Origin of the sequence: Bradyrhizobium sp. SZCCHNR2028 (assembly GCF_032380995.1) — a bacterium.
Taxonomy (GTDB): Bacteria; Pseudomonadota; Alphaproteobacteria; order Rhizobiales; family Xanthobacteraceae; genus Bradyrhizobium.
This window is the reverse complement of the sequence record NZ_JAUHJF010000023.1, coordinates 56,734-76,178: the sequence shown is the minus strand read 5'-3', so window position 1 is coordinate 76,178 and position 19,445 is coordinate 56,734. Positions and strand designations below refer to the sequence as shown.

Below are 19,445 nucleotides of genomic sequence, written 5' to 3'. Positions count from 1 at the left end.
AATGTCAGGGATCAACCCGGTCGGTCACTCGTGGACCCCCACCCCCGACCCCTCCCCGCAAGGGGGAGGGGAGCGCACCGGCTTCGCGGCCGCGCTCGAAATCCCTTCTCTGTCTGGAGTTCGCCACTCTCCGCGTGTATGATCCGCCGACGTGAAGCGGTAACGGCATGTCGATGTTCCCACGCAAATTGGCTTTCGCGTTTCTGCTGGCTGGCCTCTGCCTCGGCGCTCCCGGGGCTCACGCCCAGTCGGGCCCCGTGAAATACTGGCTGCCGGGCTGGCCGGTCGGCTTCAGCGACTCCGGCAGCCTCGACTCCTACGGCAACTTTCCGAGCTTCACGGCGAACGGCAGCGACAGCGGCTTCTTCGCGCGGCGCTACAGCGTGGCGAACAACTGGTCGGCGCTCACTGGCGTCGGCCTGAGCTCGAACATCGTCAATCGCTACGGCTCGCTCGGCTCGTACACGACCGAAGGCGCGCAATACGGCTACACCTTCAAGAGCGGCGTCAGTGTCTACGGCGGCTTCGAGGCGCTGAAGTACAATCCCGGCCTCGGCGGCCCGTTCGCGACGTTCGATTCGCGCTCCACCTCGACTCCGGCCTACGCCATCAATGGCGGCGTCGAGTTCAAGCCGACGTCCAATGTCAGCCTGTCGCTCGGCTTCAGCTACGCCGGCCGGTCGTCCGACCGCATCGACAGCGACATCAATTCGCCGGCGCTGCCGGGCGCAACGCCACAGGCGTTCACCAGCGGCCGGCGCTGAGGCTGGCCGTGACGTTCACGATGGTCATGCCCGCGAAGGCGGGCATCCTGTAGACACCGACCGTAGAGTTCATCACAGCGGTCCCGGCGTCCTGGATCATCCGCGTCGCGGATGATGACAGCGAGCGAGGGGCGAAAGCCCGGTCCCAAGCGCGCAGCAGCCGCTCGAGGCCGTTACGCCGCCGCCTTCAGCACCTTCACCAGCTCGCGGTGAATGACCTCGTTGCCGCACACGACGTGCCCGGTGGCCAGCGCGTCCTCCTTGCCGTCGATGCCGGAAACGGTGCCACCGGCCTCACGCACCATGATCAAGCCGGCGGCGATGTCCCAGGGTTGCAGGTCGCGCTCCCAATAGGCGTCGAAGCGCCCCGCCGCGACGAAGGCGAGGTCGAGCGAGGCGGCGCCGAAGCGGCGGAGACCGGCGACCTTGACCTGCAGCGAGGTCATCTCGCGCAGGAACAGCTGGTGGTCGCCGCGGCCGATATGCGGCAGGCCGCAGGCGATGACGCATTCGTGGAGCTGGCGCCGTGCGGCGACGCGCAGCCGCTGGTCGTTGAGGAACGCGCCCTTGCCACGCTCGGCGATGTAGAGCTCGTCATTGGCGGGATTGTAGATCACACCGGCGATCACGGTGTCCTCGCGCTGGAGCGCGATCGAGATCGCGAATTGCGGGATGCCGTGCAGGAAATTGGTGGTGCCGTCGAGCGGGTCGACGATCCAGGTGTGCGACTTGTCGCTGCCTTCCCGCTTGCCGCCTTCCTCGCCGATGAAGCCGTAGCCGGGACGGGCCTTGGAGAGATCCTCGTACAGCATCTCCTCGGCCTTCTTGTCGGCGCGCGAGACGAAGTTCGCAGGCCCCTTGAGCGACACCTGCAGATGCTCGATCTCGCCGAGGTCGCGCTTGAGGTTGCGGCCGGCCCGGCGCGCGGCCTTGACCATGACATTGATGAGGGCGGAATGGATCATGAGCTCGATGCGCTGGGCTGACCGCACCTTGCGGTGCGCGCCTTCCCCGGAAGCGGACGAAGGCGGGTGAAATGGCTGGCTGTGGGTGCCCTGCTGGGGCCGCCGCGTCAAGGCCGGATCAGCGGCCGATCACTTGATGGTGCCCAGCCAGCGCTTGGCGGCTTGCTCGCCCTTGGCACGGTCCTCGGGGGGCATGTCGGCGAATTTCTCGTCGAGCTTGGGATCGCCCTTGCCGGCCGTCTTGGCCACCAGGTGCCATTTGTAGGCCTCGACCTTGTCCATCTGGGTGGCGATTCCATACAGCAGCACCCATGCCAGCCGGTTCTGGGCGACCGGGCTGTTCTGCCGCGCGGCCCGGCGCAGCAGCGCGATGGCCGCGGGCTGGTCCTTCGGCACGCCGGTGCCGTTGAACAGCGCGATGGCGTATTCGACCTCGGCGTCGACATTGTCGGCAATCGCGGCGGCCTGCAGCAGGCGGGCGGCCTTCTCCGGGTCCTGCGGGACGCCGGTGCCCGACTTGTAGAACGTCGCCAGCGCATATTGCGCCTCGGGACTGCCGGCGTCGGCCGCCATGCGCAGCAGCTCGGCCGAGCGCTTGAGGTCCTGCGGCAGGGTCTGGCCGTCGAGATAGAGCAAAGCGAGATTGTAGGCAGCCTTGGGCTCGCCGAGCTTGGCGGCGGAAGCGAGCAGCTTCACCGCCTCCGGCTTGTCGATCGGGCCGCCGCGCCCCGCCAGCCGCATCATCGCCAGCGCGAACATCGCCTCGCGGTCGCCGGCCTCGGCGGCGCGCTTGTACCAGGTCGCCGCCTTGTCGTAGTCGCGGCGGATGCCCATGGCGTTTTCGTAGAGCTGGCCGAGCATCGCCATGGCCTTGGGATCGCCGGCCTGGGCGCGCGGCGACGCCAGGTCGAAGGCGGTCTTGTACTGGCCGCGCTGATAGGCGCCGTAGACCAGGTCGACATTGGGATCATTGGCGGCGGGCTGCGGCGTCGTGGCCGGTGCAGGAGCCGCCGGCTTGCCGGAGGGGGAAGGGGCCGGCTTCTTTGCCGCGGGCGGTACCGGCGGCCTGGGCTTCTCAGCCGCCTTCTCCGCCGGCCGTTCGGTCGGCTTGGGCTTTTCCGTCGGCGGCTGCAGAGCCGGCGGCGTCAACGAGATCTGCGCGGCCGCGCCCGTCATCGCCATGGCGAGCGCAGCAACAACACATGTCAGGCGCAGGATCGTCATCGGCCCCGTTCAGCTCTGTCCCGGCGCGTCGGCCGGCGCGGCCGCATATGCGCTCCCGATCGCGGTGCTGACCTCTGCAAGCGCCGCGGCGGGACCGCGGGCGTCGTTCCAGACGAGGTCGTCGACCAGCACGAAATCGGCTCCGGCCGCGACGAAGTCGGTGGCTTCCTTGAGCGAGATCGCATAGCCGACGCAGGGCGGCTCGAACAGCTCCGCCCACCAGGCGAGGCGCTCGTTGACGGCATCCGGCGACGGCCGCCGTCCCTGCGCATCGCGCTCGCCGAACAGCACATAGTCGGCGCCGAGCTCGCCGGCACGCATCGAATCATGGCGTGTCGACAGGCCGCCGCCGCCGGCGATGCGGTCCGGCTTCAGCCCCGGCAGCGCCTCCTCCAGCGCAGCGACGCCGGTCAGATGCGCGCCATCGGCGCCGGCGCGGGCCACGATGTCGGGATGGCCGTCGATCAGCAGCGCCGCACCGGCGCCCTGGATCGCCGGCGCCAGCGTCTTGACCGCCGTGATCATGCTGCGCGGATCGTTCTCCTTCAGCCGCACCAGCACCGCCGCCACATCGGCGTTGGCGAGGATCGCTGGCAGGTCGGCGGCAAGCGCCGCCGCATCGGTCACGACCGGCGTTGCCAGATAGAGGCGCGGTGCGGGTCGCGCGGAAGTCGTCTTGCCGGACACTATGCGGCCTCTTTCTCGAGCGCTGCGGTCCACTGGCCGCGGCTTGCAAGCGCGTTCATGCGGGCGCGGTGGGTGAAGGCCCGCTGGCCGGCGGGGACGTTCGCCGCCTTGCCGGCCCATGCCTGTTGCGGCGCCGCCTGCAGCGCGCGGCCATAGGAGAAGGTCAGCCTCCAGGGCAGCGGCCCGAGCCGGTTCATCGCGTCGAGATGCGCGGTGGCGCTCTCGTCGGATTGGCCGCCGGACAGGAAGGCGATGCCGGGCACCGCCGCGGGCACGCATTCCTTCAGCAGTTGGACGGTCCTTTCGGCGACCTCCTGCACCCCGGCCTGGTCCGGCGACTGCTTGCCGGGGACCGCCATGTTGGGCTTCAGGATCATGCCTTCCAACGCGACGCGTTGGATGCGTAATTCACGAAACACCTCGTTCAGGACGCGGCGCGTGACGTCGAAGCAGCGACCGATGTCATGATCGCCGTCCATCAGCACCTCCGGTTCGACGATCGGCACGATGTTCGCGGCCTGGCACAGGGCGGCATAGCGGCCGAGCGCATGCGCGTTGACATGGATCGCTGTCATCGAAGGGATATTGTCCTTGTCGATATCGATCACGGCCCGCCATTTGGCGAAGCGCGCACCCAGCGCGTAGTACGTCGCCAGCCGATCCGCAAGCCTGTCGACGCCGACCGTGACCCGCTCGCCGGGGCAGCCGGGTAGCGGCTGCGTTCCCTCATCGACCTTGATGCCCGGAATGCCGCCGGCCGCCTCGATCAGCTTCACCAGCGGGGTGCCGTCGGCGGCGTTCTGGCGGATGGTTTCGTCATAGAGGATGACGCCGGAGATGAACGACATGCCTGCGCTGCGAAACAGCATCTCGCGATAGTCGCGGCGGTTCTGTTCGGTCGATTTCACCTTGATGGCATCGAAGCGCTTCTTGATCGTCCCGGTCGATTCATCGGCGGCGAGGATGCCCTTGCCCGGCGTGACCATGGCAAGGGCCGTGCTGTTCAGTGCGGAGAGATTCATGCTTGGCTCCAGACGCACCTGCCCTGCCCATCAAAATAGACGGTTCTCGGGCGGATGCCGAGCAAACATTGGCCACAGCCAAGGCAGGCTCTCGCAGAGGTGAAGGAGAGATTGCTGATCAGACGACCTGTCGCGTCAAAGGCAGCCGACTCCCCTTGCGGGGAGGGGTTGGGGTTGGGGGTCCACGCGCGCTGAATTCAGTGAGTTGCGTCTACAATCGTCCCTCGTCAATCGCTATGGGGGTGCGCGCGGTCAGGCCTTCGCTGTGTCGCTCATAACTCATAACTGCAAGATCGCCGACACGTGCTATCGAGCCCATCACTGATAGGATCACTCGGAGACCCCCACCCCCGACCCCTCCCCGCAAGGGGGAGGGGAGCTCACTGCCGTCGCGGTGACCACCGAGGTCTAGCAAGCTCAGCGGGCCGAGTGGGCTGTAAACGCCGGCTCACGCCACCTTCGGATCGAGCTCGCCCTTGGCGTAGCGCTTGGCCATCTCGGCGGTCGTCAGCACGCGCTTGATCTTGGAAGCCTGACCGGCGGTGTTGAACTCCTGCAGGCGCTGCTTGCACAGCTTGGCCATCGCCTCCATCGCCGGCTTCAGGTACTTGCGCGGATCGAACTCTTCCGGGTGCTCCGAGAGCACCTTGCGGATCTGGCCGGTCATCGCCATGCGGTTGTCGGTGTCGATGTTGATCTTGCGCACGCCGTTCTTGATGCCGCGCTGGATTTCGCTGACCGGCACGCCCCAGGTCGGCTTCATCTTACCGCCGAAGGAATTGATGATCTCCTGAAGGTCCTGCGGCACCGACGACGAGCCGTGCATCACCAGATGCGTGTTCGGCAGCTTGCGGTGGATCTCCTCGATCACGTTCATGGCGAGGATGTCGCCGTCCGGCTTGCGCGTGAACTTGTAGGCGCCATGCGAGGTGCCCATCGCGATCGCGAGCGCGTCGACCTTGGTCTCACGCACGAACTTCACCGCCTCGTCGGGATTGGTCAGCAGCTGATCGTGCGACAGCTTGCCCTCGGCGCCGTGGCCATCCTCCTTGTCGCCCATGCCGGTCTCGAGCGAGCCGAGCACGCCGAGCTCGCCCTCGACCGAGATGCCGCCGAGATGCGCCATGTTGGTGACGGCCTTGGTCACCCCGACATTGTAGTCCCAGTCGCCGGGGGTCTTGCCGTCGGCCTTCAGCGAGCCGTCCATCATAACGGAGGTGAAGCCGGCCTGGATCGCGGTCATGCAGGTCGCGGGCTCGTTGCCATGGTCGAGATGCACGCAGACCGGAATGTGCGGATAGATCTCGGTGACCGCGTCCATCATGTGCTTGAGCATCACGTCGTTGGCGTAGGAGCGGGCGCCGCGCGAGGCCTGGATGATGACGGGCGCGTCGACCGCATTGGCCGCCTCCATGATCGCCAGCGCCTGCTCCATGTTGTTGATGTTGAAGGCCGGGACGCCGTAGTCATTTTCCGCCGCGTGATCGAGCAATTGACGCAACGTGATACGAGCCATGGCTGGAACTCCCTGAGATTAAGGATTGGACCGTGCGGCAGGATGCGCACGCGCCGAAACTGCTGCACCGTGCATAACGCGGTGGTGGGCGGATTCCAAGGGCAGTGGCGACGCAGCCCGGAGGAGGAGGCGATCAGGATATGTCTAGGGTTAGCGCGTAGGGGCTGGCGCGTTGCCGGTAGCTCAACGATGGGAGATCAGGTCTTCCTGGCTTCAAGAGCAGCGATGCGCTCCTCGACCTCGGTGACACGCTCGTCGAAGTCACTGGCGGTCGCGCGCATCATCACCAGCATGCCGGCAGAGTCCCGACGCTGCTTGCGGATCAAGGCTTCCATGCGCTCGTGCTCGGCTCGATTATCCAGCCTGAACTGTCCGACCTCTGTCCGGAGCGCAGCAATGCTCTCCTGGATCTTGATCAGGATCGAATGGACAGCGTCTGTCGGAGTCTCGACCATGGATGGAACATAACAGAAACATCCATGGCCGACAAGGGCCGGCAGATCAGGCCTTCAGCACCTCGACGCCCGGCAGCGGCTTGCCCTCCATCCACTCCAGGAAGGCGCCACCGGCGGTCGAGACATAGCTGAAGTCGGCGGCCACGCCTGCCTGGTTGAGCGCGGCGACGGTATCGCCGCCGCCGGCCACCGAGACCAGCTTCTTGGCCTTGGTGCGTTCGGCGGCATGCTTCGCGGCGACCATGGTGCCGCGGTCGAACGGCGTTAGCTCGAAGGCGCCGAGCGGACCGTTCCAGACCAGCGTCGCCGCATCGTCGATCGCGGCATGGATGCGCGCGGTCGATTGCGGGCCGACGTCGAGAATCATGCTGTCCGGCGGGATCGCGTCGAGCCCATAGGCGAAGGACGGCGAGTTCGCCGCGAAGTGATAGGAGACGGTGGCATCCACCGGCAGGATGATGGCGCAGTTCGAGGCTTCCGCCTTCTCCATGATCCGAAGAGCGGTGGCGGCGAGATCCTTCTCTGCCAGCGACTTGCCGATCTGCACGCCCTGGGCATGCAGGAAGGTATTGGCCATGCCGCCGCCGATCACCAGCGCATCGACCTTGGTGACGAGGTTTTCCAATAGGTCGATCTTGGTCGAGACCTTGGCGCCGCCGACGACCGCGATCACGGGCTTGGCAGGCCGGCCCAGCGCCTTGTCGAGCGCGTCGAGCTCGGCCTGCATGGTGCGGCCGGCATAGGCCGGCAGCTTGTGGCCGAGGCCCTCGGTCGAGGCGTGGGCGCGGTGCGCGGCCGAGAAGGCGTCGTTGACCCAGATGTCGCCGAGCTTGGCGAGCTCGGCCACGAACGCCGGATCGTTCTTCTCTTCCTCCTTGTGGAAGCGCGTGTTCTCCAGGCACAGCACGTCGCCGTCCTTCATGGCGGCAATGGCGCTCGCGGCCGGCGCGCCGATGCAGTCATCGGCAAAGGCGACCGGGCGCTTGATCACCGCGGACAAAGCGGCGGCGACCGGCTTCAGCGACTCCTTCGGATCACGCCCCTTGGGCCGGCCGAAATGGGCGAGCAGGATGACCTTGCCGCCCTTGGTCGCGATCTCATTGATGGTCGGCGCGACGCGCTCCAGGCGCGTGGCATCGGTGACGTGACCATTCTCCATGGGCACGTTGAGGTCGACGCGCAGCAGCACGCGCTTGCCCTTGACGTCGACGTCGTCGAGTGTGCGGAATTGTTTCATTGAAGCCACCGTAAAACGAGGGACTAATCAGTGGTGATTATATCCGTCGGTGTTTTCCGGCGGATTGCCTTCCTGCTTCGCCGTCACCCGCATGCCTTGGCGGAAGCCATAAGCGATCAGGCCGATCAGCAACATCGCACCGGGGATACCGAGCCAGTTGGGAAGGGTCATGACGCTTCCTCAGTCGTCATTCCGGGGCGGTCCGCCGGACCGAACCCGGAACTCGAGATTCCGGGGGCTTCTCTGCGAGGCGCCCCGGAATGACTGGGAGAGAGTTACAGCAGCTTGCCGATCGCCACGGCCGTGTCGGCCATGCGGTTGGAGAAGCCCCACTCGTTGTCGTACCAGGACATCACGCGCACGAGGTTGCCGTTCATGACCTTGGTCTGGTCCATGTGGAACGTCGAGGAGTGCGGATCGTGGTTGAAGTCGATCGAGACGTTCGGCGCCGTGGTGTAGCCGAGGATGCCCTTGAGCTCCTGCTCGCTGGCGCGCTTCATCGCCTCGTTGATCTCCTTCGGATCGGTGTTACGCTTGGCGACGATCTTGAGATCCACCACCGACACGTTCGGCGTCGGCACCCGGATCGCGACGCCGTCGAGCTTGCCCTTGAGCTCGGGCAGCACCAGGCCGATCGCCTTGGCCGCACCGGTCGAGGTCGGGATCATCGACATCGCCGCCGCGCGGCCGCGATAGAGATCCTTGTGCATGGTGTCGAGCGTCGGCTGGTCGCCGGTGTAGGCGTGGATCGTGGTCATGAAGCCGGTCTCGATGCCGACCGTGTCGTTCAGCACCTTGGCGATCGGGGCCAGGCAGTTGGTGGTGCAGGAGCCGTTAGAGACGACCAAGTGCTCCTTGGTCAGCGCGGTGTGGTTGACGCCGTAGACGATGGTGGCGTCGGCGCCGTCGGCCGGCGCGGAGACCAGCACGCGCTTGGCGCCGGCGGTCAGGTGCGCTGAGGCCTTGTCCTTTGAGGTGAAGATGCCGGTGCATTCCAGCGCGATGTCGACGCCGAGATCCTTCCAGGGCAGCTTCGACGGATCACGCTCGGCCGTCACCTTGATCTTGCCGTTGCCGATGTCGATGCTGTCACCGTCGACGGTCACGGTGTGGGGAAAGCGGCCGTGCACGCTGTCGAAGCGCAGCAAATGGGCATTGGTCTCGACCGGGCCGAGATCGTTGATGCCGACCACCACGATGTCCTTGCGGTCCGATTCCGCGATGGCACGCAGAACGTTGCGGCCGATGCGGCCAAACCCGTTGATCCCGACCCGGACTGCCATTTTCGTCTCCTTCAATGACGTTTCTCATCCCCGTCGGCAGCCTTCTCACGGGCCCCACGAGGGTTTTGGAACTGTTGCCGCCCGGTTCTGCCGGGCGGGAGCGGACGATATGGTCCTTTCGTAGTCCTTTTTTTGCGATCGCTCAACCGTCGCGAAGCACGTTCGTGCGGCGCTCCTGATTTGGTGAACCGCCGCGCAGGGGCGAGCGGGCCTTTACGCCAGCCGCTGTACGGCCGCCGCGACAGCCGCCTCGGCGGTGATGCCGAAATGCTTGTAGAGCTCCTTGGCCGGGCCGCTTTCGCCGAACGAATGCATGCCGATGAAGATGCCGTCCTGGCCGATGACCGCGTCCCAGCCCCAGCGCACCGCGGCTTCGACGGCGATCTTGACCGGCGCGTTGCCGATGATCTTGGCCCTGGTCTCGGCCGGCTGCTCCAGCAGCAGCTCCAGAGACGGCACCGAGACGACGCGGGCTGGGATGCCACGCTCGGCGAGCTGCTTCTGCGCCGCCACCGCGATCTCGACCTCGGAGCCGGTCGCGAACAGCGACACCTTGGCCTCGCCCTGGGCGGCGACCAGCTCATAGCCGCCGCGGCTGCACGGACTGTCGGATGGTGCGTTGGTGCGCAGCTGCGGCAGGTTCTGCCGCGTCAGCGCCAGCACGGTCGGACCGTTGGTGCGGTTCAGCGCCAGCTCCCAGCATTCGGCGGTCTCGACCGCATCGCACGGCCGGAACACCCGCATGTTGGGGATCGCGCGCAGCGCGGCCAGATGCTCGACCGGCTGGTGCGTCGGGCCGTCCTCGCCGAGGCCGATCGAATCATGCGTCAGCACGTAGACGACGCCGGCGCCCATCAGCGCCGACAGCCTGATAGCGCCACGCGCATAGTCCGAGAACACCAGGAAGGTGGCGCCGTTGGGCGCGAAGCCGCCATGCAGGAAGATGCCGTTCATGCAGGCGGCCATGCCGTGCTCACGGATGCCGTAATGGATGAAGCGCCCCTTCGGCGTCTTGGCCGAGAACGAGACAGCCGACTTCGCCTTGTTGTTGTTGGAGCCGGTGAGGTCGGCGGAGCCGGCCACGAACTCGAACGGCATTGCGGCTGCGATCACCTCGATCGCGGCCTCCGACGATTTGCGGGTGGCGACGTTGAGCGGGGTCTCCAGCAGCGCCTTCTTGTGGTCCTTCAGCGCCTTCGCCAGCGCGGCGGGCCGCTCGTGGCGCAGCCGGCGCTCGAACTCGGCGCGCTTGCGCGGGCCCATCTCGCCAAGCCGGGTCTCCCATTCGCCGCGCGCAGCCGCGCCGCGGCGGCCGGCCTCGCGCCAGGCGGCGAGCACGTCGTCGGGCACCGAGAACGGCTCCTGCGAAATGCCGAGCTTCTCCTTGGCGCCCTTCAGCTCCTCTGCCCCGAGCGCCTCGCCATGCACCTTGGAGGTCCCGGCCTTGGTCGGCGCGCCGTAGCCGATCGTGGTCTTGCAGGCGATCAGCGACGGCTTCGACGATTTCTGGGCCCGTGCGATCGCGGCGGCAATCGCCTCCGGGTCATGGCCGTCGATCAGCTCGGCGGCCCAGCCGCACGCCTTGAAGCGCTTCACCTGGTCGACCGAGTCGGCAATCGACAGCGGGCCGTCGATCGAGATGCCGTTGTCGTCCCACAGCACGATCAGCTTGTTGAGCTTCCAGTGCCCGGCCATCGCGATCGCTTCCTGGGAGATGCCCTCCATCAGGTCGCCGTCGGACGCCAGCACATAGGTGTGGTGGTCGACGATCTTCTTGCCGTATTCGGCCTGCAGCATCTTCTCGGCCAGCGCCATGCCGACCGCCGTGGAGATGCCCTGGCCGAGCGGGCCGGTGGTGGTCTCGATCCCCTTGGTGCGGAAATTCTCCGGGTGGCCCGGCGTCAGCGAATCGACTTGGCGGAAGCGCTTGATCTGGTCGAGCGTCATCTCCTCGTTGCCGGTGAGATACAACAGCGCATAGAGCAGCATCGAGCCGTGGCCGGCGGAGAGCACGAAGCGGTCGCGGTCCGGCCAGGCGGGCGCTGCGGCATCGTATTTCAGCACGCGGGTGAACAGCACGGTGGCGACGTCCGCCGCGCCCATCGGCAGGCCCGGATGGCCCGATTTGGCCTTCTCGACGGCGTCCATTGCGAGCCCGCGGATGGCGTTGGCCATGCGGGAATGATCGACCTGCGTCATGCTGGAATCCGTCCAAACGTGAAATGCTGATGACAGGAGCGCCGCCGGTATTGCTGGCGGGCCGGGATTTTGCGGGCTGATTAGCACCTCGGTTCCGGGAATCAAAGGTTCTGCAACGCCGGGAACCTCCCAAAAGTTGCTTAGTAGTGCATAGTTTCGGCCGAGCGTTGCGCTTGGCTCGCCCAGCACGTAAGATTTTGCCCGTAACCGCTTGCCGGACAGCGCTTTTGTCGCATCCCGCTGGCTCCGAGGGCCTCGCATCCGTGCCATGAACGATCACCCTGCCAATCTTACCGGCCAGGTGGAACCCGGCGCCGCCGATCTCGAGGCGGCGACGCGGCGACTGATGACGGCCCTCGACGCGCTGGAGAGCGCGGTCGAGCGGCGGCGCGAGGCGGATCGTGACGAGGACGAGCTCGCCACGCGCATCCAGGCGCTCGGCGCCGACCGCTCGCGTCTCGCCGACGAGCTCGACGGCTCGTTGATGAAAACGCGCCGGCTCGAGCGCACCAATCGCGAGATCGCCGAACGTCTGGACACCGCGATCGGCACCATCCGCACCGTGCTCGCTGGCGGCGACGGGCAGAACGCCGCTGAAGACGATGAGGACGAGGAATGAGCCACATCAACGTCACCATCAACGGCCGCCAATATCGCATGGCCTGCGAGGAAGGCCAGGAGCTCAGGCTGCTCAAGCTCGCCGAGAGTCTCGAGCAGCGCATCACCAATCTGCGCGGCAAGTTCGGCGAGATCGGCGACGCCCGGCTCACGGTGATGGCCGCGCTCACCGTGTGCGATGAGCTGATCGATGCCAATCAGCGCGTGCAGGTGCTGGAGCAGGAGCTCGAAGGCCTGCGCAACGTGCGCAACCAGTCCGCCGACCGCGCTCGTGCGACTCAGGTCGCGGTGGCGAAAGCGCTGAACGCTGCCGCCGAGCGCATCGAGCGCACCACGCAGGTGCTCAACCGCACCATCGGCGGTGGTGTGGCGATCGGGTGAGCGTGTATCGTGTCCGCCGGGCGTGACGACGACCTTCGCACTTTACTGCCACAGGTGCTCGCACGGCTCGCGCGCGATGAAGATCAATTGGACTGCGATATCGAAAAGTCCTTATTTGATGCCTTGTCGGATCTCGGCTGCGCTCCTTTTCTGACCGAAAAGCTCGTCGATTATATCCCATCGGCGTGCGGCCGCGCTTTTTTGCGTGAGGTTGGCGCCGTTCCCTCGGATCGCTACACCCGTCCTAATCTCGATGGAAGTCGTGGCCGGCCTCTTCGCTTTGCAGATGATCCGATTTGGATGATCGTCGAGGAGTTCGTTGAGACTTTGCGCACGTCGCCGGAGACGAGAAAGCAGTTCGCTCTGGCTGCACGACACAGCGCCGAAGTCGTTGTCCTCAACAAGGCTCTCAACGCGGGAATTAGACTAGAAGACATCAAGGGCAGTCGGGTAGCGACAGCGTTCATAGCACCCTTGCGTTTCGAGGTGCCCGGACATTCAGGGCGTGCCTCGCCATGGCGACGCTTGAAGCGGTGGCTGTCGAACGCCGGCGAGTGACAGGAGCCGACGCCGACGACGTCGCGCGAGCTGCCGTAGGGTGGGCAAAGGCGCGCCCGTGACGCTGCTGAGTCATACGCTGATGCCTCGCGCGCCGTGCCCACCGCGCTCACGCATGTCGGCGCCATTGCTGTCAGGCGGCGTCGCCGCGCAGACCGGCGCAGGCACAGCTCCTTCCATCTGCAACGGGATCGGCGACAACGGGGCAGGGGACCGGGAAGCGGCCTGCCTACGCGAGCTGCGCGGCCGGGTCACGCGCAAGGGCGAGCTGCTGACCATCCGGTTCGAAACCGGCAAGCGGCAGACATACAAGAATGATCAGACGGCGTGCCAGAATGACGATGCGCAGCATTGCGTCAGCTACGTCCTGTTGGGCTATCACGCGGAGGCGCGCGTCTATGCCATCGGCATTTCCTACTACGAAGGCTGGCCCTCGCTCAAAGACCCTCCAACAGCGTCGCGATTGTCTGCAGCGGGAAAGCCGCTGCCAAGCCGCCGATGCCGAGGCCGACGACGCCAAGGACAATGGCGCCGATCCAGCCATGATAGTGAAAGCCGACGGCTGCGCCGACGAAGGCTCCGGTCCCAAGCGTACAAATGGCCCAGAGCGTGTGAAGGATGAGTCCGATCGTCCTCAGCATGCGTGATCTCGCGTGTCAGCGGTCTCACCCGTCCCCCTCCGATTGGTCGCGCGGATACGCCGTTGTGCGGCAGCGAAGCCGATCACGTCATCGCGATGCGATCGTGTTGCGAGCGCTTGTCGTTCGCTACGGGCTGCCTTACTCCTTCCTGAAGCGGACTTGTCGAATCCTGCGAGACAAGCGGGATCGTCCGCATATCAGGGAGGTACACTTGAACAAGCTGATCCTCGCGGCAGCGGCCGTCGCGCTCACAACGATCATTGCGCCGGTCGCTGCCGCGCCCTTGCCGGAAGCCAAGCCCGACGAGGTCGGCTTCTCGCCGGCGGGTCTTGCACGCATGGATGATTTCTTCGCCCGCGAGATCGCCGCCAAGCGCGTGCCCGGCGCGGTCGTGGCGATCGCGCGTGACGGCAAGCTCGTGCATTACAAGGCCTACGGCCAGCTCGATCCGGTCAAGGGCACGCCGATGCCGCTCGACGCGATCTTCGCCCTGGCCTCGATGACCAAGCCAATGACTGCGGTCGGCGGACTGATGCTGATGGAGCAGGGGAGGCTGCCGCTGCAGGCCAGGCTCGCCGACTACTATCCGGCCTTCGCCGACATGAAGGTCGGCGTCACCCAGGAGAACGGCGCGCTGCTGCTGGTGCCGCAGGCCCGCCCCATCCTGATCCATGATCTCTACCGCCACACCTCGGGCCTGATGTATGGCGGACGCCCCGACAGCTCGAGCGCGGTGGCGCGGCTCTATCCCGACGGCACGGCGCCGGCGATCGAAGGCGACACCCAGGCCTTCATCGAGCGCATCACCAAGCTGCCGCTGGCGCATCAGCCGGGCACGCAGTTCGAATACGGCTTCTCCATCGACGTGCTCGGAGCCGTGATCGAGAAGGTCAGCGAGCAGCGGCTCGGTGAATATCTTTCAACCAATGTCTGGAAGCCGCTCAGCATGCAGGACGCGACCTTCGCGCCGACCGACGCACAACGCCCGCGGCTGGCGCATCCGTTTCCGAACAATCCGCTGACCGGCAAGCCGCAGGCGATCAAGCTCCTGGACACGCCGACCAGGTCGGACTGCGGCGGCGCCTGCTCGTTCGCCACCATCGGCGACTACGTCCGCTTCGGCCAGATGCTGCTCAATGGCGGCGAACTCGATGGCGTGCGGATCCTGAGTCCGAAGACGGTGCACCACATGACCTCCAACCATCTCGGGCCCGAGATCAAGAACACCGTCGCCAATGTGGAGCCGCATCGCGCCGGCTTCAGCTTCGGGCTCGGCGTCGCCGTGCGCGTCAGCGAGGGCCTGTCGGCGGTGCCCGGCAATCCCGGCGAGTTCAGCTGGAACGGCGCCTATGGCACGCAGTTCTTCTGCGATCCCAGGGAGCGTCTCGTCGTCGTGGTCGGCACGGCGGCGCCTGGGGACTTGCGCAAATATTATCGGGAGCAGGTGCAGGACATCGTCTATGGCGCGATGGTGAAATAGCGCATGCTCACGGTTCATCACCTCGGCAAGTCGCAGTGCGAACGTATCGTCTGGCTCTGCGAGGAGCTGGAAATTTCGTACGAACTGAAATGCTACACGCGCGACGCCCGGACGATGCTGGCGCCGCCCGAGTACAAGGCGCTGCATCCGATCGGCGCGGCGCCCGTGATCACCGACGGCGAGCTGGTGCTCGCCGAGTCCGGCGCGGTCGTCGAGTACATCATCGCCAAATACGGCCACGGTCGGTTGCGGCCCGGGCCGGACGATCCGAGCTTCGCGCCGTTCCTCTACTGGCTTCATTTCGCCAACGGCACCCTGCAGGCCGCGATGGGCCGGCTCATGATCCTCAACCGGCTCAATCTGCCGGACGACAATCCCGTGCTCGGCGCTATCAGGGGGCGGCTCGACCGCGCCTTTGCAGCCGTCGAGACGCGCTGCGGCGAGGCGGACTATCTGGCAGGCGGCGCGCTTACCGCCGCCGACATCATGACGGTGTTTTCACTCACCACCATGCGCTACTTCCTGCCCTACGACCTCGCGCCGTTCCCGAACATCCGCGCCTACCTCGCGCGCATCGGCGCCCGCCCGGCCTATCAGCGCGCCATGGCCAAGGGCGACCCGGGCATGGCGTTGTTGTTGAGCTGATCCCGCTCAGCCTGCGTGCCACCACGCAATGACGTCATCCAGCGTAGAGGCGATCGCTGCGAAGCCCGATCGCCTCACTTCCCCTGCCGCTTGCGGCTCCAGTCCAAGAACGAGCGATACAGCTCCTCCTTCTCCGCCTTCGACGTCGGCGCCTTGGCCTGCGATTCGAGAAAGGCCTCGAAGCGCTCCTGCTGTGACAGACTGCCGGTCGCGGCGGGCGGCAGGCCGACATTGGCCTCGTTCTTCATCCGCTCCAGCACGGCGTCGACATAGGGATAGCGCTGCCAGCCCGGCACCTGGGCCTCGAGATTGAGATCCTTCCAGCCCGGATGGAACGGCGGCTGCTGCAGCCGCGCGAGGTTGGTGAACAGCGCATCGACGAAGCGATTGACGCGGTCGGCGCGGTCGCTGCCCGGCTTCCAGTTGTAGACGGCCAGCACCGACGGCACGGCGATCGTTTCCACGGCGGTGTCAGGTGCGACCAGCCCCGGATAGGTGTCGGCCTTGATGCTGGTCGGATAGTAGAAATCCGAGAATTGCTGCGTGTACGGCACCGGCACGAAGTGGAATCCAGGATCCGCCTTCTTGCCGCTGAACAGCTCGCCGGGCTTGGAGGCGACATAGACCATCGCGGCGATCTCGCCCTTGTGCAGCTTCTCCAGCGCAACAGGACCACCGATCGCGACAGGCTCGATGTCGATGCCGAGGCGCCGGAAGATCAGCGGCCCCGTATGCGCGGCGGCAACGCCTGCCGTTCCAACCGCGATCTTCTGGCCCTTCAGATCCTGCAGCGACTTGAACTCCTCGCGCGCATAGATGTGCACGTCGGAGATGAAGAAGCGCAGCACGTAGCGGATGCGGTCGTTGATGTTGGAAAGGCCGGCCTGTTTGGCGTAGAAGTCGAACGCATCGGCGTAGGTGACGGCGACGTCGACGCCGCGCAGATACAGGAGATCGGCGATGTTCGAGGTGGTGCCGCGCGTCACCATCGGGATCAGGCGCATGTTGTCGCCATCGTCCATCGTCCGCGCCATCTCGCTGGCGAGGCGCACGAAGCCGCCGTCGGGCAGGCCCGCGGCCAGGCCGACGGTCCATTGGTTCATACGCGTCTTGATGGCGGCTTCATCCGAGGTGCTCCGTGGCTCGGGCGCGCGGGTCTCGGAGACCCGACGCTGGACGGCCCGCCGTTCGGACGCGCGCGCAGGCTTGATCGAGAGCGGAGCGGCGGACTGCTCTTGCGCCAGCACCGCGCCGACGGGGGTGAGCAAGGCAGCCGAAAGCGTTGCCAGCACCAGCAGCGCTGGCCGGGCGAGTACTCTGTGCATGTGACTAGTCCCCGATCGCGTCTGCTCGCCATTCCCCCGAGCAGACTGATGACACAGATCAATCCAAGATCGTATCTCAATGAGCCCTAAACCTGGCAGTTTTGGGGCAAGAACTACCTAAGGTTTCAGGTAGCTCCAGCCGCTCTCCTGCAATTCCATCAGCCTCACTGCGCCCGAGGGCACCAGGCTCGCTTCGGCGACGATCGCAATCGGATGTCCTTCGCGTTTCTCCATGCCGCGTTTGGTGATGTTGCAGGCGGAGAACCTGATCTTGGCGGGAAAGCTGAGCTCTGCGATCTGCTTGAGCCGGTCCTTCACCGGCGAGGTATCCTCGCGCAGCATGTTCAGCCCGGGTCCATAGGTGACGAGCTCGATCTCGACCTCCTCGCCCTTCTCCTTGAACGTCTCCATGATGTTGGTGGCGTTGTTCAGCGCCAGATTCATGATCGCCGGATCGTTCTGATCGACCTGGATCGAGACGCGATGAATCTTGACGTCGGCGGCGAGGCTCGCAGCAGCCGACGCGATCAGCAGCGCGCAGGCGGCCGTGACAGTTTTGAGATCGAAGCGCATGCCAGGACTCCAATGTACGATACACGGCATTGGGATGTGGGCATGATCTGCCACAACCTCAGCTTCGACCGATGAGCCCCAATCGTGGCGACACTATGCGCTGCCGACACGGCGCTGCCGCGGGAGCGCCGTCATCGCCAGGGCGTCATTGCGAGCGCAGCGAGGCAATCAAGACTGCATCTGCGGAGAGATCCTGGATTGCTTCGGCGCAAGGGCGCGCTAGTCCGGGACGACGGCGGAATGCTGGGCTGGCGGCACGCGAGCAGATGCACGTCGTAAACTGCATGACGGCCAATCCGCACATATCCATCATGCGCAAACTGCCCGTCGCGTTACGATGTCGCAGGCTGCGCGGCTTGTCACGTCGGGCAAATCAGGTCGATCTTTCCGCCCGTCCTGCTGCCGCATGAGGGGCGTTTCGCGACCGTCACGGACCGTTGGCAGTGGGATGCGATGGGCGTGGATTGCCGCAGCGTGAGCTACTTCACGCGGACGAACGGCGATGCACGTACGGTCAAGTCGCGTGGTCCTGACACCCCGATGCTGGTGTCCCGCGCAATGCGCGCAAGCGCGTTGTCGCGCATGGTGGCCAACAAGCCCGGCGCACCAAGGAGATCGCGAAGCAGCCGTTCAAACCGTCGCGCAGGGAAGGCCGGGTGTTTCCGGCTGCACCTGTGGTACCTGCCGCCTGCATTTTTTTGAGCAGGCGGGCCACGGGCGTCAGCCGACGCCCGGCCTTCCCTGTGCCCTCTGTCTTGAGGGGGGCGATCGAGATCAACAGCTCGGACGCAACGCGTCGCGAGGACGCGAGCCCATGCCATGTTCTGTTGTGTTGCCGCCGCCCCATCGCTGTCATCGCCGGCGCAGTGTGCGCCGCGGTCCCTCGATTTCGCCATCGCCGTCACGGCGTACTGCGCGCCCGGTCAGGCCGGGCGACGACGCCGAATGTTGGCAACCGTGTCGCGCCTCGACCCGCTTCCACCGCTGGCAAAATCATCCCGTGATGGTTACATTGCAACTGCGAGGCTGCGACGCGCGTCCGGAACCAACATATCCCCGGGGCCTTATCGATCCTTTAGGGAACTGTCCCTGGCCAGGTCTGTGGACCTGGACATATGGTGCCCACCTACTTTCGTAGGGAACTCCGGGATCGAGCGTTTCAACGGCGATTGCGGCTTCGCGCTTGTTTTCCGTCTCTCCTCTCCCCTTCGGTTGCCGACCTGCTGCGTTTCTGCAACGTTTGCGTGCCCGCGTCCGCACGCCCGTCACGGAGGTCACGTCGCATGCCGATGAAGGCCGCTCAGCACACCAAGCAGCAGCTCCGAGCCGCAGCCCTTGTCGCGCGCGACGCGTTGAGCGACGAGACGCGGAGCGCGGCCGCGCAGGCGATCGCCGCGCGCGGGCTCCCCTTCGCATTCGAGCCCGGCACGGTCGTCTCCGGCTATGCGCCAGTCCGCAACGAGCTCGATCCGATGCCGTTGCTGCGTGAGCTGGCGGGGCAGGGGGCGCGGCTGGCGCTGCCGGTCGTGCTGGCGCGCGGCCATTCGCTCTCGTTCCGCGCCTTCGCGCCGGGCGACCGGCTGACGCTCGGGTCGCTCGGCATCCCCGAGCCGTCGCCGGCAGCCGCCGAGCTGGTGCCCGATGTGATGCTGGTGCCGCTCGCCGCCTTCGACCGCACCGGCCACCGCATCGGTTACGGCGGGGGCTACTACGACTACACCTTTTCGCACCTGCGGAAGATGCATCACGTCATCGGCGTCGGCCTCGGCTTCGCCATTCAGGAAACCGAGGCCATCCCGGCCTTGGCCCACGACGCGGCGCTGGATTATGTGCTAACCGAGCGCGAGACCTTGGATTTCCGGAGCAATTGAG

21 protein-coding genes and 1 other RNA gene are annotated in these 19,445 nt (G+C 66.0%); 8 read left to right on the top strand and 14 right to left on the bottom strand.

Annotated elements, in window-relative coordinates; translation table 11 throughout:
• Nucleotides 1–167 precede the first annotated feature (167 nt).
• On the top strand, nucleotides 168–764 hold the full coding sequence (locus QX121_RS27285; protein WP_315813515.1) for a hypothetical protein: 597 nt from the start codon (nucleotides 168–170) through the stop codon (nucleotides 762–764).
• A gap of 173 nt (nucleotides 765–937) precedes the next feature.
• On the opposite strand, the gene QX121_RS27280 is transcribed toward QX121_RS27285, so the two are convergent.
• From QX121_RS27280 to tkt, 10 genes are all read right to left on the bottom strand, one after another.
• Nucleotides 938–1,729 (bottom strand): inositol monophosphatase family protein, encoded by a 792-nt coding sequence (locus QX121_RS27280; protein WP_315734428.1) that lies wholly within the window; start codon nucleotides 1,727–1,729, stop codon nucleotides 938–940.
• 129 nt (nucleotides 1,730–1,858) lie between these two features.
• Entirely contained in the window at nucleotides 1,859–2,953 is a 1,095-nt protein-coding gene (locus tag QX121_RS27275; RefSeq protein WP_315813514.1) for a tetratricopeptide repeat protein, read from the bottom strand.
• 9 nt (nucleotides 2,954–2,962) lie between these two features.
• The gene (locus tag QX121_RS27270) at nucleotides 2,963–3,640 is read right to left on the bottom strand and encodes a thiamine phosphate synthase (protein ID WP_315813513.1); all 678 of its coding nucleotides are present in this window, start codon (nucleotides 3,638–3,640) and stop codon (nucleotides 2,963–2,965) included.
• Nucleotides 3,640–4,662 carry a class I fructose-bisphosphate aldolase gene (locus tag QX121_RS27265; RefSeq protein ID WP_315813512.1) on the bottom strand — a complete coding sequence of 341 codons (1,023 nt, stop codon included), beginning with the start codon at nucleotides 4,660–4,662 and terminating at the stop codon, nucleotides 3,640–3,642. The genes QX121_RS27270 and QX121_RS27265 overlap by 1 nt, the downstream gene beginning before the upstream one ends.
• Before the next feature lie 448 nt (nucleotides 4,663–5,110).
• A complete protein-coding gene (fba, locus tag QX121_RS27260) occupies nucleotides 5,111–6,178 on the bottom strand; it encodes a class II fructose-bisphosphate aldolase (RefSeq protein WP_315771738.1) in 1,068 nt (355 codons plus the stop codon).
• A gap of 197 nt (nucleotides 6,179–6,375) precedes the next feature.
• Entirely contained in the window at nucleotides 6,376–6,633 is a 258-nt protein-coding gene (locus tag QX121_RS27255; RefSeq protein ID WP_315813511.1) for a hypothetical protein, read from the bottom strand.
• A gap of 46 nt (nucleotides 6,634–6,679) precedes the next feature.
• Nucleotides 6,680–7,870: a phosphoglycerate kinase gene (locus QX121_RS27250; RefSeq protein ID WP_315813510.1), complete on the bottom strand. Its 1,191-nt coding sequence runs from the start codon at nucleotides 7,868–7,870 to the stop codon at nucleotides 6,680–6,682.
• Between the two features lie 27 nt (nucleotides 7,871–7,897).
• Nucleotides 7,898–8,041 (bottom strand): hypothetical protein, encoded by a 144-nt coding sequence (locus tag QX121_RS27245; RefSeq protein WP_315734412.1) that lies wholly within the window; start codon nucleotides 8,039–8,041, stop codon nucleotides 7,898–7,900.
• Nucleotides 8,042–8,145: 104 nt separating this feature from the next.
• Nucleotides 8,146–9,153 (bottom strand): type I glyceraldehyde-3-phosphate dehydrogenase, encoded by a 1,008-nt coding sequence (gene gap, locus QX121_RS27240; RefSeq protein WP_315771741.1) that lies wholly within the window; start codon nucleotides 9,151–9,153, stop codon nucleotides 8,146–8,148.
• Nucleotides 9,154–9,366: 213 nt separating this feature from the next.
• Entirely contained in the window at nucleotides 9,367–11,352 is a 1,986-nt protein-coding gene (gene tkt / locus QX121_RS27235) for a transketolase (protein WP_315771743.1), read from the bottom strand.
• A 268-nt stretch (nucleotides 11,353–11,620) separates the two neighbouring features.
• On the opposite strand from tkt, the gene QX121_RS27230 reads away from it, so the two are divergent.
• From QX121_RS27230 to QX121_RS27220, 3 genes are read left to right on the top strand one after another with little or no spacing between them, the layout of a single operon-like run.
• Nucleotides 11,621–11,971, top strand: coding sequence for a DUF4164 domain-containing protein (locus QX121_RS27230; protein WP_315771745.1), 351 nt, complete (start codon nucleotides 11,621–11,623; stop codon nucleotides 11,969–11,971).
• Complete coding sequence (locus tag QX121_RS27225) at nucleotides 11,968–12,351, top strand: cell division protein ZapA (RefSeq protein WP_315734404.1); 384 nt, start codon at nucleotides 11,968–11,970, stop codon at nucleotides 12,349–12,351. Before QX121_RS27230 ends, QX121_RS27225 begins: the two co-directional genes overlap by 4 nt.
• Before the next feature lie 9 nt (nucleotides 12,352–12,360).
• Nucleotides 12,361–12,909: a hypothetical protein gene (locus QX121_RS27220; protein ID WP_315734402.1), complete on the top strand. Its 549-nt coding sequence runs from the start codon at nucleotides 12,361–12,363 to the stop codon at nucleotides 12,907–12,909.
• Nucleotides 12,910–13,138: 229 nt separating this feature from the next.
• On the opposite strand, the gene QX121_RS27215 is transcribed toward QX121_RS27220, so the two are convergent.
• Complete coding sequence (locus tag QX121_RS27215) at nucleotides 13,139–13,261, bottom strand: hypothetical protein (protein WP_315734399.1); 123 nt, start codon at nucleotides 13,259–13,261, stop codon at nucleotides 13,139–13,141.
• 85 nt (nucleotides 13,262–13,346) lie between these two features.
• Nucleotides 13,347–13,550, bottom strand: a complete 204-nt coding sequence (locus QX121_RS27210) for a hypothetical protein (RefSeq protein ID WP_315734396.1) — start codon at nucleotides 13,548–13,550, stop codon at nucleotides 13,347–13,349.
• Between the two features lie 211 nt (nucleotides 13,551–13,761).
• Here QX121_RS27210 and QX121_RS27205 point away from each other — a divergent pair, with 211 nt between their 5' ends.
• Together QX121_RS27205 and QX121_RS27200 are read left to right on the top strand one after the other, a co-directional pair.
• Complete coding sequence (locus QX121_RS27205; protein ID WP_409999377.1) at nucleotides 13,762–15,030, top strand: serine hydrolase domain-containing protein; 1,269 nt, start codon at nucleotides 13,762–13,764, stop codon at nucleotides 15,028–15,030.
• 3 nt (nucleotides 15,031–15,033) lie between these two features.
• Nucleotides 15,034–15,675, top strand: a complete 642-nt coding sequence (locus QX121_RS27200) for a glutathione S-transferase family protein (protein ID WP_315813509.1) — start codon at nucleotides 15,034–15,036, stop codon at nucleotides 15,673–15,675.
• Nucleotides 15,676–15,749: 74 nt separating this feature from the next.
• Here QX121_RS27200 and QX121_RS27195 read toward each other — a convergent pair whose 3' ends face one another.
• On the bottom strand, nucleotides 15,750–17,000 hold the full coding sequence (locus QX121_RS27195; RefSeq protein ID WP_315813508.1) for a TAXI family TRAP transporter solute-binding subunit: 1,251 nt from the start codon (nucleotides 16,998–17,000) through the stop codon (nucleotides 15,750–15,752).
• Nucleotides 17,001–17,117: 117 nt separating this feature from the next.
• Nucleotides 17,118–17,573 carry a DsrE family protein gene (locus tag QX121_RS27190; RefSeq protein ID WP_315775409.1) on the bottom strand — a complete coding sequence of 152 codons (456 nt, stop codon included), beginning with the start codon at nucleotides 17,571–17,573 and terminating at the stop codon, nucleotides 17,118–17,120.
• 1,020 nt (nucleotides 17,574–18,593) lie between these two features.
• Here QX121_RS27190 and ssrS point away from each other — a divergent pair.
• Together ssrS and QX121_RS27180 are read left to right on the top strand one after the other, a co-directional pair.
• Nucleotides 18,594–18,755: non-coding RNA, 6S RNA (ssrS, locus tag QX121_RS27185), on the top strand.
• Between the two features lie 107 nt (nucleotides 18,756–18,862).
• Nucleotides 18,863–19,444: a 5-formyltetrahydrofolate cyclo-ligase gene (locus QX121_RS27180; protein WP_315735678.1), complete on the top strand. Its 582-nt coding sequence runs from the start codon at nucleotides 18,863–18,865 to the stop codon at nucleotides 19,442–19,444.
• The last annotated feature ends 1 nt before the right edge of the window (nucleotide 19,445 follow it).